The 26,655-nt window shown below is 72.3% G+C and carries 30 protein-coding genes and 2 tRNA genes; 21 read left to right on the plus strand and 11 right to left on the minus strand.

What is annotated here, in order from left to right; all coding sequences use genetic code 11:
- The first annotated feature begins 85 nt into the window (after positions 1-85).
- The 5 genes from gyrA (at position 86) to AB0B02_RS09835 (ending at position 5,259) form a co-directional block, all read left to right on the plus strand.
- Positions 86-3,865 (plus strand): intein-containing DNA gyrase subunit A, encoded by a 3,780-nt coding sequence (gene gyrA, locus AB0B02_RS09815; protein WP_357298810.1) that lies wholly within the window; start codon positions 86-88, stop codon positions 3,863-3,865.
- Positions 3,866-3,868: 3 nt separating this feature from the next.
- Positions 3,869-4,783 (plus strand): DUF3566 domain-containing protein, encoded by a 915-nt coding sequence (locus AB0B02_RS09820; protein ID WP_281933897.1) that lies wholly within the window; start codon positions 3,869-3,871, stop codon positions 4,781-4,783.
- Between the two features lie 144 nt (positions 4,784-4,927).
- Positions 4,928-5,001 (plus strand) — tRNA-Ile (locus AB0B02_RS09825).
- A 43-nt stretch (positions 5,002-5,044) separates the two neighbouring features.
- A complete protein-coding gene (locus AB0B02_RS09830) occupies positions 5,045-5,173 on the plus strand; it encodes a DLW-39 family protein (protein WP_013283222.1) in 129 nt (42 codons plus the stop codon).
- 10 nt (positions 5,174-5,183) lie between these two features.
- A tRNA-Ala gene (locus AB0B02_RS09835) sits at positions 5,184-5,259 on the plus strand.
- An 89-nt stretch (positions 5,260-5,348) separates the two neighbouring features.
- On the opposite strand, the gene AB0B02_RS09840 is transcribed toward AB0B02_RS09835, so the two are convergent.
- Positions 5,349-6,092, minus strand: a complete 744-nt coding sequence (locus AB0B02_RS09840; protein ID WP_357298815.1) for an SDR family oxidoreductase — start codon at positions 6,090-6,092, stop codon at positions 5,349-5,351.
- A gap of 440 nt (positions 6,093-6,532) precedes the next feature.
- Between AB0B02_RS09840 and AB0B02_RS09845 the strand changes: the two genes are divergently transcribed.
- Positions 6,533-6,970 carry a hypothetical protein gene (locus tag AB0B02_RS09845; protein ID WP_357298818.1) on the plus strand — a complete coding sequence of 146 codons (438 nt, stop codon included), beginning with the start codon at positions 6,533-6,535 and terminating at the stop codon, positions 6,968-6,970.
- A 140-nt stretch (positions 6,971-7,110) separates the two neighbouring features.
- Here the strand turns inward: AB0B02_RS09845 and AB0B02_RS09850 are convergent, their stop codons facing one another.
- Both AB0B02_RS09850 and AB0B02_RS09855 read right to left on the minus strand, forming a co-directional pair.
- Positions 7,111-7,197 (minus strand): LPXTG cell wall anchor domain-containing protein, encoded by an 87-nt coding sequence (locus AB0B02_RS09850; protein WP_357299065.1) that lies wholly within the window; start codon positions 7,195-7,197, stop codon positions 7,111-7,113.
- Positions 7,198-7,217: 20 nt separating this feature from the next.
- A complete protein-coding gene (locus AB0B02_RS09855; protein WP_357298821.1) occupies positions 7,218-7,523 on the minus strand; it encodes a hypothetical protein in 306 nt (101 codons plus the stop codon).
- A gap of 160 nt (positions 7,524-7,683) precedes the next feature.
- On the opposite strand from AB0B02_RS09855, the gene AB0B02_RS09860 reads away from it, so the two are divergent.
- From AB0B02_RS09860 to AB0B02_RS09870, 3 genes are read left to right on the plus strand one after another with little or no spacing between them, the layout of a single operon-like run.
- The gene (locus AB0B02_RS09860; RefSeq protein WP_281933891.1) at positions 7,684-7,986 is read left to right on the plus strand and encodes a metalloregulator ArsR/SmtB family transcription factor; all 303 of its coding nucleotides are present in this window, start codon (positions 7,684-7,686) and stop codon (positions 7,984-7,986) included.
- Positions 7,983-8,369, plus strand: coding sequence for a VOC family protein (locus AB0B02_RS09865; RefSeq protein ID WP_281933889.1), 387 nt, complete (start codon positions 7,983-7,985; stop codon positions 8,367-8,369). The genes AB0B02_RS09860 and AB0B02_RS09865 overlap by 4 nt, the downstream gene beginning before the upstream one ends.
- A 5-nt stretch (positions 8,370-8,374) precedes the next feature.
- Entirely contained in the window at positions 8,375-8,755 is a 381-nt protein-coding gene (locus AB0B02_RS09870; protein WP_281933887.1) for a hypothetical protein, read from the plus strand.
- A 10-nt stretch (positions 8,756-8,765) separates the two neighbouring features.
- Here AB0B02_RS09870 and AB0B02_RS09875 read toward each other — a convergent pair whose 3' ends face one another.
- On the minus strand, positions 8,766-9,356 hold the full coding sequence (locus AB0B02_RS09875) for a dienelactone hydrolase family protein (RefSeq protein ID WP_281933885.1): 591 nt from the start codon (positions 9,354-9,356) through the stop codon (positions 8,766-8,768).
- A 64-nt stretch (positions 9,357-9,420) separates the two neighbouring features.
- Between AB0B02_RS09875 and AB0B02_RS09880 the strand changes: the two genes are divergently transcribed.
- Together AB0B02_RS09880 and AB0B02_RS09885 are read left to right on the plus strand one after the other, a co-directional pair.
- The gene (locus AB0B02_RS09880) at positions 9,421-10,002 is read left to right on the plus strand and encodes a helix-turn-helix domain-containing protein (protein WP_281933883.1); all 582 of its coding nucleotides are present in this window, start codon (positions 9,421-9,423) and stop codon (positions 10,000-10,002) included.
- A gap of 143 nt (positions 10,003-10,145) precedes the next feature.
- Positions 10,146-11,093 carry an L-threonylcarbamoyladenylate synthase gene (locus tag AB0B02_RS09885; protein ID WP_357299068.1) on the plus strand — a complete coding sequence of 316 codons (948 nt, stop codon included), beginning with the start codon at positions 10,146-10,148 and terminating at the stop codon, positions 11,091-11,093.
- Between the two features lie 5 nt (positions 11,094-11,098).
- On the opposite strand, the gene AB0B02_RS09890 is transcribed toward AB0B02_RS09885, so the two are convergent.
- Positions 11,099-15,571: an HAD-IC family P-type ATPase gene (locus AB0B02_RS09890; protein WP_357298829.1), complete on the minus strand. Its 4,473-nt coding sequence runs from the start codon at positions 15,569-15,571 to the stop codon at positions 11,099-11,101.
- A 157-nt stretch (positions 15,572-15,728) separates the two neighbouring features.
- Here AB0B02_RS09890 and AB0B02_RS09895 point away from each other — a divergent pair, with 157 nt between their 5' ends.
- The 4 genes from AB0B02_RS09895 (at position 15,729) to AB0B02_RS09910 (ending at position 18,287) form a co-directional block, all read left to right on the plus strand.
- Entirely contained in the window at positions 15,729-15,989 is a 261-nt protein-coding gene (locus AB0B02_RS09895; protein WP_281933880.1) for a hypothetical protein, read from the plus strand.
- Positions 15,990-16,044: 55 nt separating this feature from the next.
- A complete protein-coding gene (locus tag AB0B02_RS09900) occupies positions 16,045-17,421 on the plus strand; it encodes an MFS transporter (RefSeq protein ID WP_357298832.1) in 1,377 nt (458 codons plus the stop codon).
- Positions 17,422-17,491: 70 nt separating this feature from the next.
- Positions 17,492-17,641, plus strand: a complete 150-nt coding sequence (locus AB0B02_RS09905) for a hypothetical protein (protein WP_199199841.1) — start codon at positions 17,492-17,494, stop codon at positions 17,639-17,641.
- Positions 17,642-17,738: 97 nt separating this feature from the next.
- The gene (locus AB0B02_RS09910) at positions 17,739-18,287 is read left to right on the plus strand and encodes a YbaK/EbsC family protein (RefSeq protein ID WP_357298836.1); all 549 of its coding nucleotides are present in this window, start codon (positions 17,739-17,741) and stop codon (positions 18,285-18,287) included.
- A 36-nt stretch (positions 18,288-18,323) separates the two neighbouring features.
- Here AB0B02_RS09910 and AB0B02_RS09915 read toward each other — a convergent pair whose 3' ends face one another.
- The 4 genes from AB0B02_RS09915 to AB0B02_RS09930 form a co-directional block, all read right to left on the minus strand.
- Entirely contained in the window at positions 18,324-18,956 is a 633-nt protein-coding gene (locus AB0B02_RS09915) for a DsbA family oxidoreductase (protein WP_281933876.1), read from the minus strand.
- Positions 18,957-18,976: 20 nt separating this feature from the next.
- Positions 18,977-19,402 (minus strand): SufE family protein, encoded by a 426-nt coding sequence (locus tag AB0B02_RS09920; protein WP_281933875.1) that lies wholly within the window; start codon positions 19,400-19,402, stop codon positions 18,977-18,979.
- A 78-nt stretch (positions 19,403-19,480) separates the two neighbouring features.
- Positions 19,481-19,900, minus strand: coding sequence for a CBS domain-containing protein (locus AB0B02_RS09925; protein ID WP_107158151.1), 420 nt, complete (start codon positions 19,898-19,900; stop codon positions 19,481-19,483).
- Positions 19,901-19,955: 55 nt separating this feature from the next.
- A complete protein-coding gene (locus tag AB0B02_RS09930) occupies positions 19,956-21,725 on the minus strand; it encodes a proline--tRNA ligase (RefSeq protein ID WP_357298843.1) in 1,770 nt (589 codons plus the stop codon).
- A 111-nt stretch (positions 21,726-21,836) separates the two neighbouring features.
- Here AB0B02_RS09930 and AB0B02_RS09935 point away from each other — a divergent pair, with 111 nt between their 5' ends.
- Positions 21,837-22,211, plus strand: coding sequence for a VOC family protein (locus AB0B02_RS09935; RefSeq protein ID WP_281933871.1), 375 nt, complete (start codon positions 21,837-21,839; stop codon positions 22,209-22,211).
- Between the two features lie 16 nt (positions 22,212-22,227).
- On the opposite strand, the gene AB0B02_RS09940 is transcribed toward AB0B02_RS09935, so the two are convergent.
- Positions 22,228-22,434 (minus strand): DUF397 domain-containing protein, encoded by a 207-nt coding sequence (locus AB0B02_RS09940; RefSeq protein ID WP_357298846.1) that lies wholly within the window; start codon positions 22,432-22,434, stop codon positions 22,228-22,230.
- Positions 22,425-23,228 carry a helix-turn-helix transcriptional regulator gene (locus AB0B02_RS09945; protein WP_357298851.1) on the minus strand — a complete coding sequence of 268 codons (804 nt, stop codon included), beginning with the start codon at positions 23,226-23,228 and terminating at the stop codon, positions 22,425-22,427. Before AB0B02_RS09945 ends, AB0B02_RS09940 begins: the two co-directional genes overlap by 10 nt.
- An 86-nt stretch (positions 23,229-23,314) precedes the next feature.
- On the opposite strand from AB0B02_RS09945, the gene AB0B02_RS09950 reads away from it, so the two are divergent.
- The 5 genes from AB0B02_RS09950 to AB0B02_RS09970 all read left to right on the plus strand — a co-directional run bounded on the left by AB0B02_RS09950 (position 23,315) and on the right by AB0B02_RS09970 (position 26,537).
- Positions 23,315-23,650 carry a hypothetical protein gene (locus AB0B02_RS09950; RefSeq protein WP_281934626.1) on the plus strand — a complete coding sequence of 112 codons (336 nt, stop codon included), beginning with the start codon at positions 23,315-23,317 and terminating at the stop codon, positions 23,648-23,650.
- 30 nt (positions 23,651-23,680) lie between these two features.
- Positions 23,681-24,259 carry a putative immunity protein gene (locus AB0B02_RS09955; protein WP_281933866.1) on the plus strand — a complete coding sequence of 193 codons (579 nt, stop codon included), beginning with the start codon at positions 23,681-23,683 and terminating at the stop codon, positions 24,257-24,259.
- On the plus strand, positions 24,256-24,771 hold the full coding sequence (locus AB0B02_RS09960; RefSeq protein ID WP_357298856.1) for a putative immunity protein: 516 nt from the start codon (positions 24,256-24,258) through the stop codon (positions 24,769-24,771). Before AB0B02_RS09955 ends, AB0B02_RS09960 begins: the two co-directional genes overlap by 4 nt.
- A gap of 102 nt (positions 24,772-24,873) precedes the next feature.
- Positions 24,874-25,404, plus strand: a complete 531-nt coding sequence (locus tag AB0B02_RS09965) for a SigE family RNA polymerase sigma factor (RefSeq protein WP_107158158.1) — start codon at positions 24,874-24,876, stop codon at positions 25,402-25,404.
- On the plus strand, positions 25,401-26,537 hold the full coding sequence (locus tag AB0B02_RS09970) for a hypothetical protein (RefSeq protein WP_357298859.1): 1,137 nt from the start codon (positions 25,401-25,403) through the stop codon (positions 26,535-26,537). The genes AB0B02_RS09965 and AB0B02_RS09970 overlap by 4 nt, the downstream gene beginning before the upstream one ends.
- Positions 26,538-26,655: the final 118 nt, after the last annotated feature.

Consider the following 26,655-nt stretch of genomic DNA (forward strand, 5'->3'; position numbering starts at 1 on the left):
TCCACAGAGTTATCCACAGCCTGGCCGCTTTCCACAGCCGTTATCCACAGCTAGATCACGACTCTGAGTCTGATAAGGGTTAACAGTGACCGATCTTCCCGAGTCCACCCCGAACGAGCCGGAGGCCCCGGAGACACTGGCCGCGGTCGTCCAGCACGACCGCATCGAGCCGGTCGGCCTCGAGGTCGAGATGCAGCGCTCGTACCTCGACTACGCGATGAGCGTCATCGTGGGGCGCGCCCTGCCGGACGTGCGGGACGGGCTCAAGCCGGTCCACCGCAAGATTCTCTACGCCATGTTCGACTCCGGCTACCGGCCGGACCGCGGCTACGTGAAGTGCTCCCGCGTCGTCGGCGACGTGATGGGCCAGTTCCACCCGCACGGCGACTCGGCCATCTACGACGCGCTGGTCCGGATGGCGCAGCCGTGGTCGCTGCGCTACCCGCTTGTCGACGGCAACGGCAACTTCGGCTCGCCCGGTAACGACCCGGCCGCCGCGATGCGCTACTGCCTTACCGCAGATGTCCGTATTCGCACCGTCGAGGGCAGTGTTCGGATCGGCGACATCGTCCCTGGTGCCGCGCCGAGCAGCGAGACCGACATTGAGCTCAAGGTCCGCGATCGCAACGGCGACCTGGTTCGCGCCTCGAAGTTCTTCCACTCCGGTGAGCACCCCACGCTGCGGCTGCGCACCCGCGAGGGGTACGAGCTGACCGGCACCCACAACCACCCGGTGCTCTGCCTGGTGAACGTGGCCGGCGTGCCGACCCTGCTGTGGAAGCTGCTCGCCGAGGTTTCCCCCGGTGACCGCGTGGTCCTCCAGCGCACCGTGCCGGACGAGATCGGCTACCCGATGCTGGAGCACGTCGAGGCGGCCGTCCTCGCCGGCGCGTTCGTGTCCGAGGGCTGGGTGTCCGAGGGTCGGGCCGGCTTCAACAACGTGGATCGGGAGTTCTTCGTCCGGGTCCTCGCCGCCTACGATCTCGCGGTCGGCGGCCCCCGGTATGTTTCCGAGCGGGTCATCGCGTCCGGCAGCACGCTGCACGAACTCGACGTGCAGAACCTTTCCGCGCTTCGGGCGAGCGTGCTCGGTGAACTGACCGGGGCGCGCAGCGCCGCCAAGTTCGTACCGGAGTTCGTCTGGCGCGGAACGGCGGCGGTCAAACGGGCCTTCCTCCAGGCGCTGTTCGAGGGCGACGGTTCGTCGTCGCTACTGCCGCGCCACACCATCCAGGTCTCGTACTCCACCCGCAGCGAGCGCCTGGCCCGCGAGGTGCAGCAGCTCCTGCTGGAGTTCGGCGTCATCAGCCGGCAGTGCCGGTACGAGGACGGCGAGATCAAGGTCGTGGTCACCAACCGCCGGGACGCCCGGATCTTCGCCGCTCACGTCGGCTTCCTCGGCCGCAAGCAGGCCAAGCTGGAGTCCGAGCTGGCCCAGGTGCCGGCGAGCAGCACGGCGCTCTCCGGCGACATGGTGCCGTTCGTCGGCGACTTCATCCGGGAGCACGGCGCCACGCGGTGGACCGAACGCGACTGGCTGCGCCGGCACAACGTGGACCGGGTCGAGCGGTGGGAGCGGGATCGCGACGAGATCGCGGCCCGGATCACCGAGCCGGGAATCCTCGACGTGGTCGAGCCGTTGGTCGACGGCCGGTTCTACTACGCCGAAGTGACCGAGGTCACCAATTCGGGTATGCGCCCGGTCTACAGCATTCGGGTCGACACCGACGACCACTCCTTCATCTCTGACGGCTTCGTCAGCCACAACACCGAGTGCAAGCTCGACCCGCTGGCCATGGAGATGCTGCGGGACATCGACGAGGACACCGTCGACCTCCAGGACAACTACGACGGCCGGGCCAAGGAGCCCACCATCCTGCCGTCGCGGATCCCGAACCTGCTGATCAACGGCTCCGAGGGCATCGCGGTCGGCATGGCCACCAAGATCCCGCCGCACAACCTGCGGGAGATCGGCGCGGCGGTGCAGTGGTGCCTGGGGCACCCGGAGGCCGACGAGGCGACCACGCTGGAAGCGCTGCTGGAGATCGTCAAGGGCCCGGACTTCCCGACCTACGGCCTGATCGTCGGGCAGCAGGCCATCCAGGACGCGTACCGGACCGGGCGCGGCTCGATCCGGATGCGCGCCGTGGTCGAGGTGGAGGAGGACAAGCGGGGCCGGCCGGCGCTCGTGGTCAGCGAGTTGCCCTACCAGGTCAACCCGGACAACCTCGCCGAGCGGATCGCCGAGCTGATCAAGGAGGGCAAGCTCGCCGGCATCGCCGACATCCGGGACGAGTCCTCCGGGCGCACCGGCATGCGGATCGTGCTGGTGCTCAAGCGCGACGCGGTCGCCAAGGTGGTGCTGAACAACCTCTACAAGCACACCCAGCTCCAGGAGACGTTCGGCGCCAACATGCTGGCGCTCGTCGACGGCGTGCCGCGCACGCTGAACCTGGCGCAGTTCATCCGCTACTACGTCGAGCACCAGATCGAGGTGATCCGCCGGCGGACCGCGTTCCGGCTGCGCAAGGCGGAGGAGCGGGCGCACATCCTGCGCGGCCTGAGCAAGGCGCTGGACGCGCTGGACGAGGTGATCGCGCTGATCCGGCGTTCGCCGACGGTGGAGGACGCCCGACAGGGGCTGATCCGGCTGCTGGAGATCGACGAGGTCCAGGCGACCGCGATCCTGGACATGCAGCTGCGCCGGCTGGCCGCGCTGGAGCGGCAGCGGATCCTGGACGACCTGGCCAAGCTCGAGGTGGAGATCGCCGACCTCAAGGACATCCTGGCGAAGCCGGAGCGGCAGCGGAAGATCGTCTCCGACGAGCTGGGCGAGATCGTCGCGAAGTGGGGCGACGACCGGCGCACCAAGATCGTGCCGTTCGACGGCGAGGTCTCGATGGAGGACCTCATCGCCCGCGAGGACGTGGTCGTGACGATCACCCGCACCGGGTACGCGAAGCGGACCAAGGTCGACCTGTACCGGTCGCAGCGGCGTGGCGGCAAGGGCGTGAGCGGGGCGACGCTCCGGCAGGACGACATCGTGAGCCACTTCTTCGTATGCTCTACCCACGACTGGATCCTGTTCTTCACGAACAAGGGTCGGGTCTACCGGGCGAAGGCGTACGAGCTTCCCGAGGCCAGTAGGGTGGCCAAGGGCCAGCACGTGGCCAACCTGCTCGCGTTCCAACCGGACGAGCAGATCGCGCAGATCATCGAAATCCCGAACTACCAGGTGGCGCCCTACCTGGTACTGGCCACGAAGAACGGCCTGGTGAAGAAGACGCGGCTCGAGGAGTTCGACTCCAACCGTTCCGGCGGCATCATCGCGGTCAACCTGCGCGATGAGGACGAGCTGGTCGGTGCGGTTCTGGTGGCGCCGGAGGACGACCTGTTGCTGGTTTCCAAGAACGCGCAGGCGATCCGCTTCAACGCCACCGACGAGGCGCTGCGTCCGATGGGCCGGGCCACCTCGGGGGTGATCGGCATGCGCTTCAGCGGTGAGGACGAGCTGCTCGCCGTCGAGGTCGTCCGGGAGGGCCTGGACGTGCTGGTGGCGACGAACGGGGGGTTCGCGAAACGTACCCCGATCGAGGAATACCCGGTCCAGGGCCGGGGAGGTAAGGGCGTGCTGACTGCGAAGATCACCGAGCGACGCGGTGGTCTGGTCGGCGCGGTCGTGATCGATCCGGAGGACGAGCTGTTCGCCATCACGAGCAACGGCGGCGTCATCCGGACTCCGGTGAAGCCTGTACGCCGTACGCGTGACCGGAACACAATGGGGGTCAAGCTGATGGACCTTCCGGACGGCGTGACTATCGTGGCGATTGCTCGCAATGCCGACGAGCCTGACGAACAGGACTAGTTGATGACGGAGACACAGGCGAAGTCGGGGAACAAGGGGACCTCGGCCACCCCGGTCGACGAGGAGGCCGCACAGGGCGGTACACCAGCGACCGGCCGTGCGGCCGTGGGTCGGGCCACGGTCCCCGCCGACGCGCCTGCCCCGAAGTTCACCCGGGCCCCCGGCATGGCCCCGCCTCCCGACAAGCCGACCGACGGTTCGGAGTCCCGCGAGGCGACCGAGACCAAGATCGACGCGCCGACGTCGGCCGACGGCTTCGCGGCTCCGGCCGCGGCGAAGCCCGCCACGAACACACCGCCGGCCAGGCCGACGGCCGCCGCCCGGGCCTCCACCGGCACCACCGGCACGCAGCCGCGCATCGGAGCGGGCCTGGGCACCGCCCCGAAGGGGGCACCCGAGGCCACCGGACCGGCCGGCGGCAACCCGGGGCGTCCCGCCAACGGGGGCGGCCTGCCGCCGGGCATCAGCGGCGCGGCGGCGGTCGGCGCCGCGCGCGTGGGTGAGGCGGTACGCGCCGCGCGTACCTCGGTCGGTTCGGCCGCTTCGCGCGGGCCGCGCCGGGCCCGGTTGAACCTGAAGCGCATCGACCCGTGGTCCGTGATGAAGTTCGCCTTCGCGGTCTCGGTGGTGCTCTTCATCGTGGTGGTGGTGGCCACGTCGGTGCTCTACCTCGCGCTCGACGCGATGGGTGTGTTCAAGAGCGTCAACGACAGCCTGACCGACCTGGTGAACGCCGGCGGCGGTTCGGGTGGCGGCGGGTTCCGCATCACCGCGAAGGGCGTGATCCTCACGTCCGCACTGATCGGCCTGGTGAACGTGGTGCTGTTCACCGCGCTGGCCACGCTGAGCGCGTTCGTCTACAACGTCTGCGCCGACCTGGTCGGCGGGATCGAGCTGACGCTCGCCGAGCGGGACTGATTCGATGACGCCGGGGCACCGCGTAAAGCGGTCGCCCCGGCGTCGTGCGTCCGGGTAGGTTCGGGACGGCGCGGGTGCTTCCGCCACGGGCCCCCCGATTTGGGCGCGCTGGCGGGCATGGGTTAACCTTGCTCGTCGCCACGCGGGGCTATAGCTCAGTCGGTTAGAGCGCAGAGCTGATAACTCTGAGGTCGCTGGTTCGATTCCAGCTAGCCCCACCGCACATCGTCCGACGGTAGTCGAGCGCAAGGGGTCAATCCCATGTTCAAGAAGCTCCTGATCCTGGCCGGTATCGTCGGGGTGGCCGCCGTCGTGGCCAAGAAGGTCAAGGCGTCGAACGACGAGCGCGCCCTGTGGCACGAGGCGACCACCGCTCCCGACCTGCGCTGAGCGCCGCCTCGGGGCCCTAGCTCAACTGGCAGAGCACTGCCTTTGCAAGGCAGGGGTTAGGGGTTCGAGTCCCCTGGGCTCCACCAGCACTTTCACTGAGGTACGGCCCGCTCCAGCTGAAGGAACGGGCCATAGCCGTGCGCAAGGGTGGACAGCCCGGCGGTGAGCCGATGAATCAGATGGTGAAGCCTCCGTCGACGTTGACTGTTGCCCCGGTGATGTAACGCCCGCCCGGGCTGGCGAGGAACGCCACCGCAGCGGCTACGTCGGCTGGCTTCGCGTAGTGGCCGAGGGCGGTGAACCCGTTGATCGTGTCGGCGTTGGGGCCGTCGGCCGGGTTCAGTTCGGTGTCCGTGGCTCCTGGGTTCACCAGATTCACGGTGATCGCCCTGCCGCCGAGTTCGCGTCCGAGTGCCTTGGTCAGGCCGATCAGGGCGGTCTTGCTCATCGCGTAGAGCGAGAAGCCCGGGAAGACCGCCCGCTCCGCCATGTTGCTGCCGATGTTGATGATCCGGCCACCGACCGACATGTGGGGCACTGCGGCCTGCGAGGCGACGAACGGTGCCCGGACGTTGACCGCGACGGTCTGTTCGAACTCTTCCAGGCTCAGCTGCTCCAGCGGTCCCAGCAGGAACGCGCCGGCATTGTTGACCAGGATGTCCAACCGACCCAACTCGCCGGCGGCCCGGTCCACTGCGGCGACCACTGCCGCCGGGTCGGCGCTGTCGGCCCGCACGGCGATCGCCCGCCGTCCTACCGCTTTGATCTGGTCCACCACGTCGTCGGCGCGCTGCTGATTCTGCTGGAACGTCAGCGCCACATCGGCGCCGTCCTGGGCCAGGCGCAGGGCCACCGCGGCGCCAATGCCACGACCACCACCTGTGACGAGAGCTACCTTGCCGTCAAGTGCGTTGTTCATGACGGAGAGCCTGGTCGACAAAGGGCCAGCCGTCTGGCGGTGATCGGACGACGCGCTCGCCCCGTGGGGACCGTCCGTGACCGCAGCGCTGAGTGCCAGGTTGAGGAGTAGATGCGCGACATTGTGAGGAAATGGCCCCGGAGGCCGAGCACGCCGAGATTGGGTGCTCGGCTGAAATGCGAAGGCCACTGAGTCAGAATTCTTGAAACGATCGGGCCATCTGTTCGAACGCCTGCCGTCGGCGTGTTTACCGTCAGGCTCGGCGAAGCTCATCCCGAGCTGATGCATGGCCGGAGCGCATCCTGTTCGGTCTTTGTCTACCTGGCCAAGGGTGGTCCTGTGGCTCGCCACCGGGGTGGGGGAGCGCTTCCAGAAGGGCGCGAACAGCCACCACCTCGACGCTAGCCAGATCGACAGGGGGCATGCCTATAATCCTCGCCATGAAAAATTTGAAAATTGCTGGCGGGGCCGCCACCGCCCTTGCCACGGTTCTCCTCGTCGGAGGGATTGCGACCCCGGCGCAGGCGGCGACCGGCCCGGAAATCTGTGGCGGCTCGGAGTATGTCCGCATTGAGGCGCACGAATTTGCCAACGGCCGTCTCGTGGTTTCGAAGCACCGGAACAGCAACACCATGTGTGCTGTGACGTTCAACACCACCGGCGCGACGAGATACACCAGAGCGACGCTCGTCAGGGTGCCCGCAGGCGGCGGGGTGACGTACGGATCGAAGGAGGATGCGGGCCAGTACACCCAGTACGCCGGGCCGATCTACCTCGCGAACCAGTACCCGAACAACGACTTCTACGCCGAAGGCCAGGTCGGCGGCAACAGCGTCCAGCTTTACTGCACGCTCACGTACTGCGCCGTTCCCCGCTAGTTCCAGGACGCCATAAGAAGCCAGGCACGGTGAGGGTCGCGCCCCGGTCGTCGTGCCGGTGCGGCGGGGCGGGAGTCCCTTTCTTCCTGAGGCGATGCGCCCGGCCCGACGAGATGTCGAGCCGGGCGCATCGGCGTCAGCTACGCCACGAAGCGGGAACGGCGTCGGCGTCCGATCAGGTAGCCCGCGCCGCCGAGCAGCAGAAGCACAGCGCCGATGGTGACCACGGTCGCGGTGTCGACACCGGTCAGGCGTCGACGGACGGCGCGTCCAGCACCTTATTCGCGGCGGCCTGCACGTTGGGGCCGGCGTTCGTCAGCGTCTGGGCCACCGCCACCCGCAGCGCCGTCGACCAGGCGTGCTCCAGCTCCGCCCGGAGGAATGCGCGGAGATCGTCGGCGGCGCCGTTCAGTCGCTCCTGGATGCCGTCGGGCAGCACGGGCAGCGACTCGCGGTTTGCCTCGGCCAGGATCTGATTGGCCAGCAGCCGTACCTGGGTGGTGGTGGCGTTGTCCAGGTCGATGGCGACCATGGTGCGGACGTCCTTGTACACCTCGCGGTCGACCGTCTGGCAGGCCTCGTTCGGCCTGGGTGACGGCGTTTGTGCGATGGCCGGAACAGAGGACATTACCGGCGACGAATCAGCCCCGGGTGCCCGAAGTTGGCCGGGGCGCGCCCGTTCCGGTGCTTGATAGGCAAGTCAGCACTTGCCTATGATGAGCGGCGTGGGCGACCTGTACCAGGCGCTGGCCGATCCCACCCGCCGCCTGATCCTCGACGAGCTGACCGAGCGCGACGGTCAGACGCTGTTCGAGATCTGCGGTCGGTTGGCCACCCGGCACCAGGTCGGCTCGTCCCGGCAGGCGATCTCCCAGCATCTCGATGTCCTGGAGGCCGCCGGCCTGATCGTCACGCGCCGGCAGGGCCGGTACAAGTTCCACCACCTCGACACCCGGCCGCTGCGTGCCATCACCGAGCGGTGGCTCAGGCCCGAACCCACCCGGGAGACCCCATGAGAATCAACCTGACCAGCGTGTACGTCGACGACCAGGAGAAGGCCCTGCGCTTCTACACCGACGTGCTGGGCTTCGTGAAGAAGACGGACGTGCCGACCGGCGAGCACCGCTGGCTGACCGTCGTCTCGCCGGACGCTCCCGACGGGGTCGAACTGCTGCTGGAACCGGAGGCCCACCCGGCCGCCAAGGCGTTCAAGGAGGCCCTGGCGGCCGACGGCATCCCGTTCACGCAGTTCGCGGTGGACGACGTGGCGGCCGAGCACGACCGGCTGCGGCAGCTCGGCGTGCTGTTCACGCAGGCGCCGGTCGACATGGGTCCGGTGGCCACCGCCGTGTTCGACGACACCTGCGGCAACCTCATCCAGATCGCGCAGTACAGGTAACGTCCGTGCCCGTCTGGCGAAGTCCGTTGCTGGCCGACACCGTGGCGGGGCTGGAAAGAGAGATCCGTGGTGCCTGGGAGCTGCTACTGCGCGAGCTGGACGTGGCTCCCGGGTCCCCGGAGGAAACCGAGCTGGCCTGGCTGGTCGTGGACGATCCTGCGGCGTACGACTGGCGGACGGTGGACGGTGCGCTCGACCGACTGACGTGTCCCGCCTCCCGGGCGCGCGTGGGCTACGAGCTGGCGTTGCCGGAGCTGGTCGCGGGCGCGTTGCCCACCACTCCGCAGGCTCAGGCGGCCAAGGCGCTGATCAACAGGCTGGCCGACGACGAGTGTGACCGGGTGGCGAGCTTCGCCGAGGTGGAGGCGCTGGCGAAGGGGCGCTGAGTTCCGTTGGTCAGCCCAACCGGTCGAGGAGGTCGCGGCTGCGGGTCACCACCAGCGCGGTCGCTTCCGCGTCGTACGACGGGAGCGAGCTGTCGGTGAAGAGGTGCCGGTCACCGGGGTAGACGAACAGCTCTCCCCGGTCCGGGCCGACGATCGAGACCAGTTCGCGGGCGGCGTCGACGTCACCCTCCAGCCCGAAGAACGGGTCCCGCTCCATGCCGTGCACCTGCACCGCCACGCCGTCGGGCCAGGGGCCGAGCGCCCATTCGCCGGTGACCGGCAGGCAGGCCTCGTAGAGCAGGGCGGCCCGCGCGCCGGGTCGGGTCTGGGCGAGCCGTTGGGCGGTGGCGGCGCCCCAGGAGACGCCGGCGTGGACCAGGTCGGGGCGCAGGTCCGCGGCGATCCGGTCGGCTCGCTGGTCGAGGACGTCCCTTCCGATGCGTTTGACCAGCGCCGAGCCCTCCTCGACGCTGGCCGGACGCTCGCCGTCGAAGAGGTCGGGCAGGTGCACGGTGTGCCCGCCGGCGCCGAGGGCGTCGGCGAGGGCGCGTACGCCGTCGGTGAGCCCTTGCAGGTGGTGGAAGAGGAGGATCTCGGCCATCTCTAGACTCCCGATTGTCGGACCGTAATCATCGAACGAACCAGAATATTAGAACGGTCGAGAAATGTCGGTCAATAAGCGGGTCCCGGACTACGACCTCGACGACCTGCTCGTGGTCACCGCGCCCGAGCAGTTGCGTGCGCTCGCCGACCCCCTGCGCGGCACCCTGCTGGAGCTGCTGCTGGAGCGCGCGGCCACGGTCAACGAGCTGGCCCGCGCCGTGGACCGGCCGAAGAGCAGCGTGGCCTACCACGTGAACCAGCTCGTCGACGCCGGCCTGCTGCGGGTGGTGCGTACCCGCCGGGTCCGGGCCATCGAGGAACGCTTCTACGGCCGGGTCGCGCGCACGTTCTACGTCGGCGTGCTCAACCGGCCCGAGGACAAGCAGGTCGTCGCCCGGATCAACGGGCTGGCCGAGGCCGCGGCGGAGGCCGCCGCCGCGCACGCCGCCGACGAGCTGCGGTGCACGCTGGTGCACGCGCGCATCCCGATCGAGGACGTGCGGGAGTTCTGGACGGAGGTGCAGGCGCTGGCCCGACGGTTCGCCCAGATCCCCCGCGCCGGTGACCAGGTCTACGGCTTCGCCGCCGGCCTCTACCCCACCGACGCACCCACTCTCCCCGACCCGGACCACCCCGCCGACTGACCATTGTGATCATGAAGTTGACGGCGGTGAAACGGACGAAACGTGCGGCCAACTTCATGATCACCGCAGTGCGGCGGGGCCGGGACGGGACGGGGAGCGGGGCAGGCTAGCGTCGCAGCGTGAGCAACGGATCCCCGCGTGTCCTGCCGGCCGGCAGCGGCATCGACGAGGCCGCCGCCGTCCTGCGCGCCGGCGGGCTGGTCGCGTTCCCCACCGAGACGGTCTACGGGCTGGGCGCGAACGCACTCGACGCCCGGGCCGCTGCGCGGATCTTCGAGGCGAAGGCGCGGCCCAGCTTCGACCCGCTGATCAGCCACCTGGCCGACGCCGCCGACCTGCCCGCGCTCGTCGGCGCCGTGCCGCCGGCCGTGGCCGCGCTGGTGCGGCGGTTCTGGCCGGGTCCGCTCACGCTGATCGTGGACCGGCCGGCGACGATCCCGCCGATCGTCACCTCCGGCCTGGACACGATGGCCGTCCGGGTGCCCGACGAGCCGGCCGCCCGCGCGCTGATCGCCGCCGCCGGCGTGCCGGTGGCCGCGCCGAGCGCCAACCGGTTCGGCCAGCTCAGCCCCACCCGGGCCGAGCACGTGGTGGCCGGGCTGGGCGGCGCGGTGGACGTGGTGCTCGACGGCGGGCCCACCCGCTGCGGCATCGAGTCGACGATCGTGGACGCCCGGGGCGAGCGGCCGGTGGTGCTGCGGTTGGGCGCGCTGCCGGTCGAGGCGCTGGTCGAGGCCGTCGGACCGGTCGAGGTCCGCCAGGGCAGCTCCGGTCAGCCGGTCGCGCCCGGGACGCTGGCCGCGCACTACGCCCCGCGTACCCCGTTGCGGTTAGGTGCGGCGGACGCGCGCGACGGCGGCCGGCGGGGATTCCTGGCCTTCCGGGAGCCACCGGCGGACGGCGACTGGACGGCGGTGGAGGTGCTGTCGCCGGCGGGTGACCTGACCGCGGCCGCCGCGCGGCTCTTCGACGCGTTGCACCGGCTCGACGCGGCCGGGGTGACCGAGATCGTCGCCGAGCCGGTGCCCGACGAAGGGGTCGGGCGGGCGATCAACGACCGGCTGCGCCGGGCGGCCGCCACCTGGCGGTAGGGCCGTCAGGACGAGCCGGGCTGCGGCAGGCGGTCCACCAGCCGGGTCAGCGCGCCGTTGGCGAACGTCGCGCCGAGCGCCGAACCGGTGGCGATGGTCCAGCCCACCGGGCCCAGCGGGGTGCAGCCGAAGAACTGGCTGACCCCGGGCGTCTGCACCACCAGGACCAGCACGCCGACGGACGCGGCGGTGGCGGCCAGCACGGTCGGGCTGGTGCCGCCGGCCAGCACGGTCTGACCGAGCTGGGTGCCGATCAGCGAGGCGAGCGCGACCGTACCGGCCCGGCGTTGCGTGCCGGTCCACCGGGCCAGCGTCCAGCCGGCGGTGGCACCCAGCGTGGTCGCCGCCGCGCGCAGCCCGATCTCCCGGGTCATGGTGGCGCCGAGCGACGAGTCGGGACCCTCCCGCAGCAGGTGGTCGGTGCGGTCGTCGGCCGGTGGCCGGACCGCGATGGCGAGTGCCGGCGCGAGGTCGGTGAGCAGGTTGACCAGCAGCAGTTGCCGCCCGGTCAGCGCGGACCGGCCGGTCGAGGCGGCGGTCAGCACACTGAACGCGATCTCGCCGAGGTTGCCGCCGACCAGGATGCTCAACGCGTGCCGGACGGACGACCACATGGCCCGCCCCTCGACCAGCGTGGCGATGATCGTCTCCAGCCGGTCGTCGGTGACCACCAGGTCGGCGGCGGCGCGGGCGGCCGGGGTGCCCCGCTGGCCGAGCGCGATGCCCACGTCGGCCAGCCGGATTGCCGGGGCGTCGTTGGCGCCGTCGCCGGTCATCGCCACGGTCCGGCCCCGCTGCTGCAACGCCTGGATGATCCGGACCTTGTGCGCGGGCGTGCAGCGGGCCACCACGTCGGTGGCCATCAGCCGCTCGGCGAGCGCGCCGTCGTCGAGCCGGTCCAGGTCGGTCGCGGTCACCACGCGCTGCTGGCCGTGGTCGGGGCTGATGGTGGCCGCGATCGCCTCGGCGGTGGCCGGATGGTCACCGGTGATCATGACGGTGTGCACGCCGGCCGCCCGGATCCGCTCCACCGCCGGACGGGCGCTCTCCCGCACCCCGTCCGCCAGCGTCAGGAAACCCACGAACACCAGGCCGTCGACCTGCTCGTCGGTGACCGCGTCGGTGGACACCCGACACTCGGCCACGGCGAGGACGCGGTGCCCGGCGCCGGCCCGGTCGGCCAGCATGGCCTGCACCTCGTCCCGGCCGGCCGGGTCCAACGGCCGGTCCCCGGTGGCGGTCCGCCGGGACGCGCAGCGCGGCAGCACCGACTCGGGCGCGCCCTTCACGCTGAGCAGCGACCCGTCGGCGGTGCGACCGACCGTGGCGCTGTAGCCCCGGGAGGGCTCGAACGGCAGCCCACCGGTCGCGGTCCACTCCGCCGCGCCGGTGCGTTCGGTCACCCCGGCCACGTTCGCGCCCCGGCGTACCGCGCGGTCGGTCTGCTGCGGCAACTCGTCCGGGTCGGCCGCGGCCGGAGTGGCCCGCAGCGCCGCGGCCAGCGTCGACCGGAGCGGCTCGTCGTCGAGGCGGTCCGCCGGGGCGTACCGGTCGTCGCCGGTGCCCACGCCGGCCAGCAGCAGCTTCCCCTCGGTCAGCGTGCCGGTCTTGTCGAAGCAGAGCACGTCGACCCGGCCCAGCGCCTCGATCGTGCGCGGGTTGCGGACCAGCGCGCCGTGCGCGGCCAGCCGCCGCGCCGCCGCCAACTGCGCGGCGCTGACCAGGAACGGCAGCCCCTCCGGCACTGACGCCACGGCCAGGTTCGCGGCGGTCGCCGCCGTTTCGGCCAGGGGTACGCCCCGGAGCAGCCCCGCCCCGGCCACCGCGATCGCCGAGCCGGCCGCCAGCGGTACGGCGCTGTTCGTCAGCTTTCCCAGCCGCGCCTCCACGCCGCTGACCGGCGGGGCCTGCCGGGCCAGCGCCAGGCTCCGCCCCGACTCGGTCTCCGCGCCGGTGGCCACCACCACGGCGGTGCCGTGCCCGGCGGCCACCGTGGTGCCCTCGAACAGCATCGAGTGCCGCTCGGCGATCGCCGCCGCGACCACCGGGTCGGGGCTCTTCGCCACCGGCAGTGACTCGCCGGTCAGCGACGACTCGTCGGCCTCCAGGCCGTCACTAGTCAGCACCCGGCAGTCGGCCGGTACGGCGTCCCCGGAGGAGATGCTCACCACGTCGCCCGGCACCAGGTCCTCGGCGGGCACCACCCGTTCCGCGCCGTCACGTCGTACCCGGGCGGCGACCGCCGAGCGGGACAACAACTCGGCCAGCGACCGTTCGGTGTTGCGCTGGTGCACGGCGCCGATCAGCGCGGAACCGCCGACCAGACCGCCGACCAGCGCCGCGTCGACGAGGGAGCCGAACGCGGCGGAGAGCACCGCGCCGGCGGCCAGCACCGGGGTGAGCGGGTTGGACAGCTCGTCGACGAACGCGCGGAGCAGCCCGGCCGGCCCGTGTCCGTCGCCGGGACCGGCACCCCGCCGACGGTCCGCCTCCTCGTCGGTCAGCCCGCCGGAGTGCGTGCCGAGCTGGTCGAGGACGGTCTCCACCGGCATGAGATGCCAGGCGGTGAGCGCGGGCACCGGGGTGCCGGTGCGGTCCGGCAGCCGGTGCGCCCGGAACACACCGTGCGCGAACGCGACCGCGGCGGCGCCGTTCACCGCCGCCATGGTCCGGCCGGGCAGTTGCCGCCGGTCGGCGGTGAACGCGCCGAGCGCGCCGAGCCCGCTGCCGGCCATGGCGATCCGGATGTTCTGCCGGGTCATCCGACGGGCCACCCCGGCGGCGTCGACGAGCAGGGCCGGGACGCGCAGGTCGTCGCCGACCAGCAGGTGCGCGCCCCACGGGGGCAGGTCGTCGGGCGCGGCCACGCCGAGTCCGCAGTCGGCAGCGGCGAGCGCCGACCGCTCGCCGGAGACCACCAGCACCACCGCGCCCTCGCGTTGCAGGTCGCGTACCGCGTCGGCGATCCGGGTGCCACCCGGTACGCGACGGTCCGCGTCGCCGGGGCCACCGCCCTCGGCGCCACCGATCACGAGCCGGAACCCGGCCTGGCGGGTGGCGGACACCAGCGCGTCCACCCCGGGGGCGGGCTCCGGCTCGACCCGCAGCACGGCGGCGAGCCGACCGTCCCGGGCCAGCCCGAGCAGCCGTCCGCCGTCGGCGCGCAACCGCTCGCTGTCCGGGGTGTCCCCCGGGTCCTCGGCGGCCAGGCGGTCCAGGGGCCCGATCTGCCAGCCGTCGTCGGCGCGTACCGCCTCCGGATCGGCCGGGTCGAAGAGGGCGAACGCCCGGGCGGCCACCTGGCCGGTGTCGGCGCCGGGCAGCGGCGCCAGGTCGGCCAGCACGCCCCGGTCCGAGCCGAGCACCGCCGCGTCCAGCAGCACCGTGTCGATCCGGTCCAGCTCGCGCAGCACGCTGCGGTCCATCGCGATCACGCCACGCCGGGCCAGCATCCGGCCGAGCTGCGCCGCGTACCCCTCGCGACCGCTGCCGGGCGCCTTGGACAGCGCGGAGAGCGCCAGCGCGGCGGCCCGCTTGCCGCCGGCGAACGGAACCGCCGCCGCGCCGGCCGCCGCGCCCGCCGCGAGCATCCGCTGGACGTAACGCTCGGCCTGGCCGTCCGGGACCGGGCAGGGACGCTCACCGTCCGGCACCCGGGCGACCGCCCGGTCCGGGTCGCCGGTCAGCCGCGGTTCGGCGCGGCTCCAGGCGGCGAGCTGGGCGCGCGCCTCACCCCACTGCACCACCCGCTGCGCGCCGTCGAGCACGATGCCGGCCCAGCCTCCGGTGAGACCCTGCACCACCGCCTCGACCAGCGGGAAGACCACCTCGGCGCGGGGGTCGGCGCGGAGGCCCCGGTCGGCGAGCGCGTGCAGCTTCGGGTGCAGGTCGACCGCGTTCAGCAGTCCCGCGACCTCCCCGGGGACCGGAGTGAACGGCAGGATTCGGGTGGCCGCCGAGATGGTCAGGCCGAGCGCGTCGGAGGCCAACGCGCCGAGCGTACGAGGGGTGCGCGGCCCTTCCTCGGGCGGATGCGGCGGCGGAATCTCCGGGTCCGGCTCGTACGGGCAGGTGTGCTCGGCGCGCGCCACCGTGTCGATCAGGTCCCGCAGCTTCGGCGCCGGCTCCCGGGTCGCCACCACCACCCGGCCGGACGGCGCGTTCACCCGCGCCCAGGCCACGCCGGGCACCGCCTCCAGCGCCGCCTCGACCTGCCGGGCCAGCCGGTCCCCGCCGTCCTGACAGACACCGTGCACCTCGATGTGGTGCCGGCCGTCGGCGGACCACACCCGACGGCGGGTCAGGCCGGCCACCCGGGCCAGCCGGGTGGCGGCCGTGCCGACCGCGCCCGCCGCCTCGGTGACCCCGGTCGGCACGGCGGCGCCGGGCAGGACCGAACCGACGGTACGGGCGACCCGCGCGACCGCGTCCGGAACGGCGGCCGGCGACAGCAGGAGACCGGCGAAGCCGTACGCCATCTCGCCTCCCGGACTCGTCCCGGTGGCCCGACTTCCCGGCGCGGCGTCCGTTATGCCCTCCGGGAGGGGGAAGTTTCCCCACTGCCCGGCGCATGGACGACGGGGGCGGTGGAATGCCGATCGGGTCGATGCCGTCGTCGCAACCGGGGAGGCTGGGATGAGCACACTGACCCGACATCTGAGCGGATCGCGGGAGATGGTCAGGGCGTACAGCCGGCGGGTGGACGTGCCGCTGCTGGGTGAGGTGGCGGTGCCCCCGCCGGACAAGCTGGCCTACTACGCCGGCATCGGGGTGCTCACCGCGTTGCAGGTCATCGAGTGGCCGCTGGCCCTGGTCATCACCGCCGGGCACGTCCTGGCCGACCAGCACTTCTCCGGCCTGGTGAAGGGCGTGGGCGAGGCGCTGGAGACCGCCTGACGAGACCGGGCCCACAGTTGACCTCAACCGCGGTTGAGGTCGCAGGCTGGGGTACATGACAATCGCCGCCGCCACCGCCGTAGCGGAGGACCGGGACCTCTGGTCGCCACGCCTGCGGGCGATGACCGTGGGCAGCGTCGCCCTGGTGTCGCTGCTCGCGTTCGAGGCGCTCGCGGTGGGCACCGCCATGCCGACGGTCGCGCGTCACCTGGACGGTCTCGGCCTGTACGCGCTGGCCTTCGGCGGCCCGTTCGCCTCCGGCGTGGTGGCGATGGTGGCGTCCGGCATCTGGTGCGACGCGCGCGGACCCCGGCCGGCGATGTGGCACGGGGTCGCCTGGTTCGTCACCGGGCTGGCGGTGGCGGGCGCCGCCACCAGCATGGGGACGCTTGTCGTCGGGCGGGTGGTGCAGGGCTTCGGCTCCGGTCTGCTCTCCGTGGCGCTCTATGTGATCGTCGGGCACGCGTACCCGGAGCGGCTGCGGCGGCGGATGTTCGCCGCCTTCGCGGCGGCCTGGGTGGTGCCGTCGCTCGTCGGTCCGGCGCTGGCCGGCCTGATCGTCGAGCACCTGGGCTGGCGCTGGGTGTTCCTCGCGGTTCCGGCGGTCGCGGTGCCGGCGGTGCTGCTGATCCAGCCGGGGCTGCGGACGCTGGCCGGCGTGGTGCCGACCCGGCCGCCGGTCGGCGCGCTGGCCCGGGTGGGTTGGGCCTGCGGCGCCGGGGCGAGCGCCGCGCTGCTGCACTACGGGGGGCAGCAGCGCGGCGCGTACGCCGTCGGCCTGATCGGCGTGGCGCTGGCCGGGATGCTCGCCTGCGTACCCCGGTTGCTGCCGCCCGGGTTCCTGCGGGCGGCGCGCGGGCTGCCGACGGTGATCGGCCTGCGCGGGCTGGCGTCGGCGGCGTTCGTCGGCGCGGAGGTGGTGATCCCGCTGATGCTCTCCCGAGAACGCGGGTTCACGCCCACCGGTGCCGGTCTGGTGCTCACCGTCGGGGCGCTCTCCTGGTCGGTGGGCTCCTGGTTCCAGGGGCGGATCGCCGCTCCCCGGTCCGCCGCCAGCCTGCCCCGGGCCGGGCTGGCCTGCATCGCGGTCGGTACGGCGGGTGTCGCGTCGGCGCTGCTGCCGGCAGTCCCGGTGGCGCTCGCGGTGTCCGCCTGGGCGGTCGCCGGCCTCGGCATGGGGCTGCTCTACCCCTCGTTGTCGGTGCTCACGCTGGAGCTGTCCGCCCCGGCCGAGCAGGGCCGGAACTCCTCGGCGCTGCAACTGGGCGACTCGCTGGCGGCGGCCACCGTGTTGGCGCTGACCGGGGCGGTGCTGGCCGCTGGTTCGTCGCCCGGCCCGGCCAGCTACGCGGCCACGCTCGCCGTCGCGGCCGGCTGCGGCGTGCTCGGTCTGGTGCTCGCCGGCCGGGTGTCCCCGTCGGCAGCGGGCTGACCGGACCCGTACGGGGGAACGGGGCGAAGACGAGAGCCGGTCGCGTCCGCCGTCGACCTACCGTGACCCCATGCTGGTCTTTGTCGCCACCGTGGTGCTCTACGTCTTCGGCTTCGTCTTCCTCTACGGCGTGATCCGGGTCGGGGTCCGGCACGGCATCCAGGACGCCGAGGCGAACCGCCCGGAGCCGCTGCAACGCCGCCAGCTCACCGAGGTGTAAGGAGGGGCCCCTTCTTAACGCATTCTGCATAGCAGGGGGCCCCGCTTAACACGCTGGCGAGCGGATTCTCCGCACAGGTGCGAGGATCGCACCCGTGATGGGGACGCTGAAGACCGAGCCGGCCCGCCTCCGGCTGGACCTGCTGGCTCCGCCGGTCGCCGCGGCGGTGGAGCGGTGGCCGGACGAAGCACCGGTCGACGTGGACGAGATGCTGGTCGCCCCGATCGACGCCGAGTTGGCCGACACCGCGGCCTTCTGCGCGGCGTACGAGGTGGAGTTGGCGGAGTCGGCCAACTGCGTGGTGGTCGCCGGCAAGCGTGGCGGCGAGACCCGGTACGCCGCCTGCATCGTGCTCGCCACCACCCGCGCCGACGTGAACGGCGTGGTCCGCAAGCTGCTCGACGTCCGCAAGGCGAGCTTCGCGCCGATGGCCGAGGCGGTGGAGCTGACCGGGATGGAGTACGGCGGGATCACCCCGATCGGGCTGCCCGAGGAGTGGCCGATCCTGGTCGACGCGCGGGTGATCGCCACGCCGCACGTGATCATCGGATCGGGCGTACGTCACAGCAAGATCGCCCTGCCCGGGCCGGCGCTCGGCGCGCTGCCCGGAGCGCAGGTGGTGGACGGCCTGGCCCGACCGGCCTAGCCGCTCACTGGCATCGATCTTGTTCCACGTGAAACATCACCCGGCCGCCTCACGCTGCTCGACCTCGCGCAACGCGGCGAGCAGCGTCTCCGGCTCCTGGGCGCCGGTGACCGCGTACTTCCCGGCCAGCACGAACGTCGGCACGCTGGAGACGCCGAGCTGGTGCGCGGCGCTCAGCTCGGCGGCCACCTCGCGGCGACCGAGGTTCGACGTCAGGTAGCGGCGCGCCTCGTCCTCGTCCAGCCCGACCTCACCGGCGAGCGTGACAAGCACGTCGATCGAGCCGACGTCGAGGCCGTCGAAGAAGTGCGCCCGGTAGAGCCGCTCGACCGTCTCGGCGGCCCGACCGTGCTCGGTGGCGAACCGCACCAGTCGGTGCGCGTCGAACGTGTTCGCCGCCACCGCGCGGTCGAACCGCAGATCGAGCCCCGCGCCGGCGGCGACGCCGGAGACGTGGGCGGCCATGCCCTCGGCCTTGTCCCGGCCGCCGAACTTGTCGCCCAGCGCGTCCAGCAGCGGCCTCGGCTCGGCGACCGGCGTCGGGTCGAGCTGGAACGGCCGGAACCGGACGGTCACCTCGCCGTCGTACGAGTCGAGTGCCTGTTCGAGTCGGCGCTTGCCGATCCAGCACCAGGGGCAGACGACGTCGGCGTAGATCTCGATCTCCATGACCAGCGACAACCCGCCGGTCAGGCGATCTGTTCCCGGACCTGCCGCTTCAGCCGGGCCAGGATGGCCGTGCCGCCGCGTACGCGGAGCGGGCTGATCGCCTGGGCCAGGCCCATCCGCTGGTAGAGGTCGTCCGGCACGGCCAGCACCTGCTCGGCGCTCGCCCCGGCCAGCCCTTCGGCGAGGATGCCGGCGAACGCCCGGGTGGTCGGCGCCTCCGGCGGGCAGTCGAAGACCGTGTTCACCGTGCGGTCCGGGTTCACCTCGGCGCGCAGGAAGAACGCGGTCTGGCACTCCGGGACCTGCTCCAACTCCTCCCGGTCGACTCCTTCCGGCAGGGGCGGGATCACGTCGGCGAACTCCAGCAGCATCTCCAACACGACGTCGCGCGGGGCGGCGGCGAACTCGTCGACGATCTCGGCCAGCTTGGTCGGCATCTCGGGCATGGGTCGAGGCTATCCGCCCGCCTGGTGGTGAGAAGGGGCCCCTTCTCTACCGGAGGCGTTAAGGAGGGGCCCCGCCTTTCACGAGTTCGGGGCGGCCTCGCTGATGTCGCTGAGGGCCGACTGGGGGTCCAGCTGCATGGCCAGGTCGCCGAGGGAGACGATGCCGACCAGCTTGCGGTCGCTGTCGCACACCAGCACGCGCCGGATGTTGCGCTCGCGCATCAGCGCCGCCGCCTCGTTCGCGGTGCAGTGCTGCTCGATCATGACGACCTCGCGGGTGATGATCGACCCGATCGTGGTCGTGCCCGGGTCGGCGCGCTCGGCCACGGCGCGTACCACGATGTCGCGGTCGGTCAGCATGCCGGCGAGCGTGGCGCCGTCGGTCACCACCACGTCGCCGATGTCCGACTCCTTCATCACCCGGGCCGCCTCGTCCAACGGGGTCTCTGCGGGAAGGTAGACGACCTGCTTGGTCATCACGTCACTGACGCGGTACATGAGAGCCTCCGAAACGCCTCGGTCGATCCAATTGCGGTACCCGGTGGCACGATCGCTACACCCGGTTGCGGCGCGTCGCGGCAAGCTCGTCGCGCAGGCGCTCGACGACCGCCCCGACCGGCAACTCGGTGCGCTCACCGGTGGCCCGGTCGCGCAGTTCGGCGTACCCGTCGGCCAGCCGGCGGCCGAGCACGACGGCGCGCGGGATGCCGATCAGCTCGGCGTCGGTGAACTTCACCCCGGCGGAGACGGTGGCCCGGTCGTCGACGAGCACCCGCAGGCCGGCGTCGGCCAGCCGCCCGCCGAGGTCGAGCGCCGCGTCGAGCTGCGGCCCCTTCCCGGCCACCACCAGGTGTACGTCGCACGGCGCGACAGCGGCCGGCCAGACCAGCCCCCGGTCGTCGTGGTGCTGCTCGGCCACGGCGGCGACCGCCCGGGACACGCCGATGCCGTAGCAGCCCATGACGGGCCGGACCGGCCTGCCCTCGCGGCCGAGCACGTCCACCGCGAACGCGTCGGTGTACCGGCGGCCGAGTTGGAAGACGTGCCCCACCTCGATGCCGCGCCGCATGGTCAGCTCACCGTCGGCACAGGACGGGCAGGGGTCGCCGGGCCGCACCTCGGCCGCCTCGATGGTGCCGTCGGGCACGAAGTCGCGCCCGCACACCACGTCGGTGGCGTGCCGCCCCGGCTCGTTGGCCCCGGTCAGCCACGCCGTGCCGGCGACCACCCGGGGGTCGACCAGGTAACGGATGCCGTGCTTGGCCAGGATCTGCGGCCCCAGGTAGCCCCGGACCAGCTCCGGATGCGCGGCCCAGTCGTCGAACACGGCCACGGTGGCCGGGGCCAGCACCGCCCCGAGCCGTCTCAGGTCCACCTCGCGGTCTCCGGGCAGGCCGACGACCAGCAGGTCGGCCCGCTCGGCACCGGGCCGGCGAACGGCCAGCACCACGTTCTTCAGCGTGTCCGCCGCGGTCCAGTCGGTGCGGCCGGCGAGCGCGCGGTTGTTCGCCACCTCCACCACGGCCGCGATGGTCGGCGTCTCCGGGGTGTCGTGCACCGCCATGGCGGGATGCGCGTCCGGGTCACCGGCGGCCGGGGCACGGATCACCACCGCCTCGGTGTTGGCCGCGTAGTCACAGGCCGTGCAGCCGACGTAGGTGTCCTCCCCGACCGGCGTGGCGGCCAGGAACTCCTCGGACGCCGAGCCGCCCATCGCGCCGGACGTCGCGCGCACCACCGTGAAGTCCAACCCGAGCCGGGTGAAGATCCGCTGGTACGCCTCGCGGTGCCGGGCGTAGGTAGCCGCCAGCCCGGCCGGATCCAGATCGAAGGAGTAGGCGTCCTTCATCAGGAACTCGCGCCCGCGCAGCACGCCGGCCCGGGGGCGGGCCTCGTCCCGGAACTTCGTCTGGATCTGGAACAGCGTCACCGGGAAGTCCCGGTACGAGGTGAACAGGTCCTTCACCAGCAGCGCGGCCATCTCCTCGTGGGTCGGCGCGAGCAGGTGCTCGGCTCCCCGACGGTCGGCGAGCGTGAAGATGTCGTCCCCGTACTCCGTCCACCGCCCGCTGGTCCGGTACGGCTCGGCCGGCAGCAGCGCCGGGAAGTGCACCTCCTGGTCGCCGATCGCGACCATCTCGTCCCGAACGATCGCGGTGATCCGGTCCAGCACCAGCTTGCCCAGCGGCAGCCAGGTGTAGCCGCCCGGCGCGGCCCGGCGGACGTAGCCGGCGCGGAGCAGCAGCCGGTGGCTCGGCACCTCCGCGTCGGCCGGGTCCTCGCGCAGGGTCCGGAGCAGCAGGGTCGACATGCGCAGCAGCATTGCCGCAGCGTACGGCGACCAGCCGGGACCGGGCGATCCGTTTCGGCCCGGTGCTGCCGCACCGGCTGCCGGTTCGGGTGACTGTCGTAGGCGTCGGGTAGGAAGGCCGCCATGAGTGAGCGACCGCGTTTCTCGTTGACGTCCACCGTGCTCGACGCGCCCTCCGCGCAGGAACTCGCCGGCTTCTACGAGCGGCTGCTCGACTGGCCGCGAAGCGAGGACGAGCCGGAGTGGGTGGTGCTGGCCGCGCCGGGCGGCGGGGCCACGCTGGCGTTCCAGGACGAGCCGGCGTACGTGCGTCCGGTGTGGCCGGCCGGCCCGGGGGACCCGCCGATGATGCTCCACCTCGACATCAAGGTCGACGACCTGGAGGCCGCCTCGGCGTACGCGGTGTCGCTCGGGGCCACGCTGGCCGACCACCAGCCGCAGGACGACGTACGGGTGCACCTCGACCCGGCCGGCCACCCGTTCTGCCTCTACCTGTGAGGACGTGCGAGCAGGCCTACGAACCTGATGGCGTGAACGGTTCGTGGCCCCCGCTGAACCGGACGAAGGCACGCCAGGCGTCGGCGGTGAAGGTGAGCACGGGACCGGTCGGGTCCTTGCTGTCCCGCACCCCGACCACCCCGACCAGGCTGCCCGCCACCTCGACGCACTCACTCTGGCCACTACGGCTCGACTTCCGCCAGATCGCGCCGGTCAGCTCCATGACTCGACCACTTCCTTCATCAGCTCGATCGACTGGCGGCGGGACAGCGCGTCGCTCCGGACGCTCTCCCATCTGGACAGCAGGGCAGCCACGTCCTCATCGCGGTCGATCACCGTTCCGCCGAGCTGGTTTTCCAGGTAGCCGATCCACCCACCGTCGCCGCCCCGGGCGAGCGTGAACGGGCCGGTCAGTCCGATGTGCAGGCTGACGTCGGTCGGAACGACATGGACAGCGACATGGCGCAGCTCGCTCGCCTCTATCAGATGCGTGAGTTGCTGGCTCATCACCGCACGAAAGGACTCGTTCGCGCGTCGCAGCACCGCTTCCTCGATCACCGCCACGAACTTGGGTGGGTCCGCCCGGGTGAGCACGGACTGCCGGTCGAGCCGGACCGCCAGCCGGCGGTCGGCGTCCTCGGTGCCGAGCATGTCGTCCGTACCGATCATGGCGCGGGCGTAGTTCTCGGTCTGCAACAGGCCCGGAATCAGGCTCGGCTGGTAACAGCGCAGTTGTTGGGCCTGGCGTTCGGCGTCCAGCCAGGGGCGGAACCAGCTCGGCTGGCCGTCCCGTTCGGCGAGCTTCAGCAGCGACATCAACAGCCCGCCGGTGCCCAGCACCTCGTCGGCCCGGCTCAGGAAGAACCGGTCCAGCGGACGCTGGCCCAGCTCCACGGCCGACACCTGCGAGTTGGAGAAGTGCACGAGTTTCCCGAACTCCTCCTGACTCAGTTCGGCCTTCAGCCGCAGCCGGCGGAGTTGTGCGCGGATCAGCTCAGCGGTCGGCTCGTTCTCCACCCGTCCTCCTCGATCGGCCGTGCGGTTCCCGGATCCGCCCCGCCCCGGCCGTGGCGACTTCCGAGCGTAGTGGTCCGATCAGCACACTGTCACGCATGAACCTGCCCGTACCTCGGCTCGGGCCGCACCCGGACCGACCGCGTCCCTGCCCGCCGGGCCACCCGGCGCACCTGCCGCTCCGGCCGCTGTGGCTCTGCCGCGCCTGCGGCGGCCCGTGGCCCTGCGCCCCGGCCCGGCTGCTGCTCACCGCCGAGTACGCCGACCACCCGGTCGACCTGGCCGTCTACCTCTCCGGGCTCTACCACGAGGCCACCCATGACCTGTTCCGGCTCGCCCCGCACGACGGACCCACCCCACGCGAGTTGTTCGACAGGTTCGTCGGCTGGGGGCCCTACCGTCGAGGCGCTGCCGGGCGAGGCTGACCGGGAGCGTCGGGGATACGATCCACCGACGTGACCGCCCGCAGGAATGTCGTGTCCGGGGACTTCGACCTGACCATGGACGAGTTGCGTGTCGTGGCGCACTACGTGCTCCGGCACGCCGAGGACGTCCTGCCGGTCTTCGAGCGGGCCGTACCCGATGATCCGCGTCCCCGCGCCGCGATCGACGCGGCGCGGACGTTCGCGGATGGCGCCGACCGGACGCGACGGCAACGCGTGACGTCCGTGGATGCCCACCGGGCGGCCCGGTCCGCGCCCACCGAAGCCGCGCGTCTGGCCGCGCGGTCCGCCGGGGACGCCGCTGCGGCGGCGTACCTGCATCCGCTCGCGCAGGCCAGCCAGGTCGGCCACATCCTGCGGGCCGCGGCGAGCGCGGCGTACATCGGAGAGCTGACGGCCGGCGGCGACCCGGCGGTCGGCGACGCGTTGCTGGACCGTTCGCGGCGGTGGGCCACCCCGGCGCTCGTCGACGTGCTCCGCCGCTATCCGCCCGTGACCGGGCGAAGTAGCCGGGTGGCTCACCTGATGAGCATCTTGGACGACGCCCTGCGGCGGACGCCGGCCGCTGGTGAGGAGAGGGACGACTCGTGATCCTGCCGAAGGTCCGGGACCCCCGCTTCGTGACGATCCGTCGCGGCGGGACGCTCACCGACGACGACCACCGGCTGCTCGCGCTCTGGGCCGCCGACTGCGCGGAGCACGTCCTCGGCCTGTTCGAGGCGGTCCGGCCGGACGACCTGCGTCCGCGTGAGGCGATCGCGCACATCCGGGCCTGGGTGCGGGGCGAGGTCACGATGATGGTGTCCCGCGCGGCCGGCGGCCACGCCATGGGGGCGGCCCGGGACCTGCGGGGAGCCGCCCGGCACGCCGCGTACGCGGCCGGTCAGGCCGGGGCCGTCGCCCACGTCGCCGCGCACGAACTGGGCGCCGCCGCGTACGCCATCAAGGCGGTGCGGGCCGCCGCGCCGGACGGGCAGGCGGACGCGGCGGGCCGACGCGAGTGCCGGTGGCAGCGCGACCGCCTCCCGGCAGCGATCCGTGAGCTGGTCCTCGACGACCAGCGGCTGCGCAACGACATCTGCTGGTCGGTGTTCGAGGACTGAGCCACCGGAACCGACCATCCGACGGCGGCAACCATCGAGCGGCGGGGCGACGTCTGGGGAGGCATCAGACCGACGCACCACTGACCCGAAGGATCGGCTCGTGTGGACCCTCTCCTGAGTGAGTTCGACTCGTTCGTGCGCACCCGCACACCGGCGCTCCTGCGCTCGGCGTACCTGCTCACCGGTGACCAGCACCTGGCCGAGGATCTCGTCCAGTCCGCCCTCGCCCGTACCCACCGCTCCTGGAGCCGGCTGCACGACAGCGGCAACGCGGAGGCGTACACCCGGAAGATCATGTACCACCTCCAGGTCTCCTGGTGGCGACGCCGCCGGGTGGCCGAGTCGATGACGGGCGACCTGCCCGAGCCACGCGGAGGCGACTCGGCCCCCGACCACGCCCAGCAGACCACGCTCCGGCTCACGCTCCGGGCCGCGCTGGCCCGACTGTCCGCGAAACAGCGGGCCGTGCTGGTGCTGCGGTTCTTCGAGGACCGCACCGAGACCGAGGCCGCCGACCTGCTCGGCGTCACCGTCGGCACGGTCAAGAGTCAGACCTCGAAGGCGCTCGCCAAGCTGCGCACCGTCGCCCCGGAACTCGCCGACCTGTACGCCACGGAAGGGACCGTCCGATGAACCAGGATCGTCTGCGCTTCGACCTGGCCGACCTGGCCGACGAGGTCACCCCGGTCGACCTGCGGGACCGGGCCCTGCGTACCTCCCGCCGGCTCGGCATCCGGCGGGCCGTCGCCACCTCCGCCGCCGTACTGCTGGTGCTGGCCGCCGCGACCGGGACCGCGCTCGCGATCCGGCCGGACGGTTCGGCGCCCGCGCCGGCCGTCCCGTCGGTGACCAGCACTCCGCCGCCGGTGGAGCCCACCCCGACGCCGTCCGTCGAGCCGTCCGGCACGCCATCGTCGTCGAGGGAGCCGGGCACGAGCCCCGGCCAGCCGCAGTCGGTGTTGACCGGCACCCGCTTCTACCTGGAGCAGGCGCCCACCCGGTCCCGCATCCACGCGGTCCGGGGCACCGAGGACCGGGTGGTCCACGAGGTCGTCCACTCCGGCGACGGCTGCGAGGCCAACACCGTGACCGTCTCGCCGGACGGCCGGCGGGTGGTGTGGGTGCAGGACAGCACCGACAACAACATGAGCGGCGTCCTGTTGATCGCCACCGTCGGGAAGGCCGGGGCACGGACGTTCGCCGAGGGGATCAGCTGCCTCGGCAGCCGGCCGCTGCGCTGGCAGCGCAGCGACCTGCTGATGGTGCAGAAGAAGAACGGCCAGTCCCTGCTGCTGGACGCGTCGACCCGCCAGCCGGTGCCCGGCGACCCCGGCCAGGAGACGGATCGCTGCTGGTCCGTCGACGGCACCTGGCTGGCCGCCGTGGCCGAGGGCACGCCTTACGTCACGGGCGGCACCGGAATACGGCAGTACACCTACACGCCGCCGAAGCAGGAGGCCGACAAGTGGGGCGGCTGGGAGGCGCGCAGCGTCTCCACGGACGGCCGGTACCTCGCGGTGGGCTGGATCGGCACCGACCCGTCCCGCCGGGACGGTAGCTTCGCGGTGGTCGACACCACCACCAGCAAGGTCGTCGACCTGCCCGGGTCGGGTGAGGTGCGCTCGGTCCTGTTCAACGCCGACGGCACCGTGCTGCTGCGGCGGGGAACCGGCATCACGGTCCTCGACAGCACGTTCACGCCGCTCGGCACGGTGACCGAGCCGGCACCGACCCGCAGTCGGGCGCTGCTGGCGTACCTGCCGTGAGTTGATCTCGACGCCGGGCGGTCCAGCCGATGGATCGCCCGGCGCCGAGACGTCCACCACGTCCGGGCCCGGGGGGCGAGCGGGAGCGCACCGGACGGTGACAGACTGGACGACGCTT

The organism is Micromonospora sp. NPDC049240 (assembly GCF_040647835.1).
In the GTDB taxonomy this organism is placed as follows: domain Bacteria; phylum Actinomycetota; class Actinomycetes; order Mycobacteriales; family Micromonosporaceae; genus Micromonospora.

Coding starts and splice junctions, on each gene's coding strand:
- AB0B02_RS09820 (WP_281933897.1), top strand. CDS start 3,869: ATGACGGAGACACAGGCGAAGTCGGGGAACAAGGGGACCTCGGCCACC.
- AB0B02_RS09830 (WP_013283222.1), top strand. CDS start 5,045: ATGTTCAAGAAGCTCCTGATCCTGGCCGGTATCGTCGGGGTGGCCGCC.
- AB0B02_RS09840 (WP_357298815.1), bottom strand. CDS start 6,092: ATGAACAACGCACTTGACGGCAAGGTAGCTCTCGTCACAGGTGGTGGT.
- AB0B02_RS09845 (WP_357298818.1), top strand. CDS start 6,533: ATGAAAAATTTGAAAATTGCTGGCGGGGCCGCCACCGCCCTTGCCACG.
- AB0B02_RS09860 (WP_281933891.1), top strand. CDS start 7,684: ATGATGAGCGGCGTGGGCGACCTGTACCAGGCGCTGGCCGATCCCACC.
- AB0B02_RS09865 (WP_281933889.1), top strand. CDS start 7,983: ATGAGAATCAACCTGACCAGCGTGTACGTCGACGACCAGGAGAAGGCC.
- AB0B02_RS09875 (WP_281933885.1), bottom strand. CDS start 9,356: ATGGCCGAGATCCTCCTCTTCCACCACCTGCAAGGGCTCACCGACGGC.
- AB0B02_RS09880 (WP_281933883.1), top strand. CDS start 9,421: ATGTCGGTCAATAAGCGGGTCCCGGACTACGACCTCGACGACCTGCTC.
- AB0B02_RS09890 (WP_357298829.1), bottom strand. CDS start 15,571: ATGGCGTACGGCTTCGCCGGTCTCCTGCTGTCGCCGGCCGCCGTTCCG.
- AB0B02_RS09895 (WP_281933880.1), top strand. CDS start 15,729: ATGAGCACACTGACCCGACATCTGAGCGGATCGCGGGAGATGGTCAGG.
- AB0B02_RS09900 (WP_357298832.1), top strand. CDS start 16,045: ATGACAATCGCCGCCGCCACCGCCGTAGCGGAGGACCGGGACCTCTGG.
- AB0B02_RS09905 (WP_199199841.1), top strand. CDS start 17,492: ATGCTGGTCTTTGTCGCCACCGTGGTGCTCTACGTCTTCGGCTTCGTC.
- AB0B02_RS09910 (WP_357298836.1), top strand. CDS start 17,739: ATGGGGACGCTGAAGACCGAGCCGGCCCGCCTCCGGCTGGACCTGCTG.
- AB0B02_RS09915 (WP_281933876.1), bottom strand. CDS start 18,956: ATGGAGATCGAGATCTACGCCGACGTCGTCTGCCCCTGGTGCTGGATC.
- AB0B02_RS09920 (WP_281933875.1), bottom strand. CDS start 19,402: ATGCCCGAGATGCCGACCAAGCTGGCCGAGATCGTCGACGAGTTCGCC.
- AB0B02_RS09925 (WP_107158151.1), bottom strand. CDS start 19,900: ATGTACCGCGTCAGTGACGTGATGACCAAGCAGGTCGTCTACCTTCCC.
- AB0B02_RS09930 (WP_357298843.1), bottom strand. CDS start 21,725: ATGCTGCTGCGCATGTCGACCCTGCTGCTCCGGACCCTGCGCGAGGAC.
- AB0B02_RS09935 (WP_281933871.1), top strand. CDS start 21,837: ATGAGTGAGCGACCGCGTTTCTCGTTGACGTCCACCGTGCTCGACGCG.
- AB0B02_RS09940 (WP_357298846.1), bottom strand. CDS start 22,434: ATGGAGCTGACCGGCGCGATCTGGCGGAAGTCGAGCCGTAGTGGCCAG.
- AB0B02_RS09970 (WP_357298859.1), top strand. CDS start 25,401: ATGAACCAGGATCGTCTGCGCTTCGACCTGGCCGACCTGGCCGACGAG.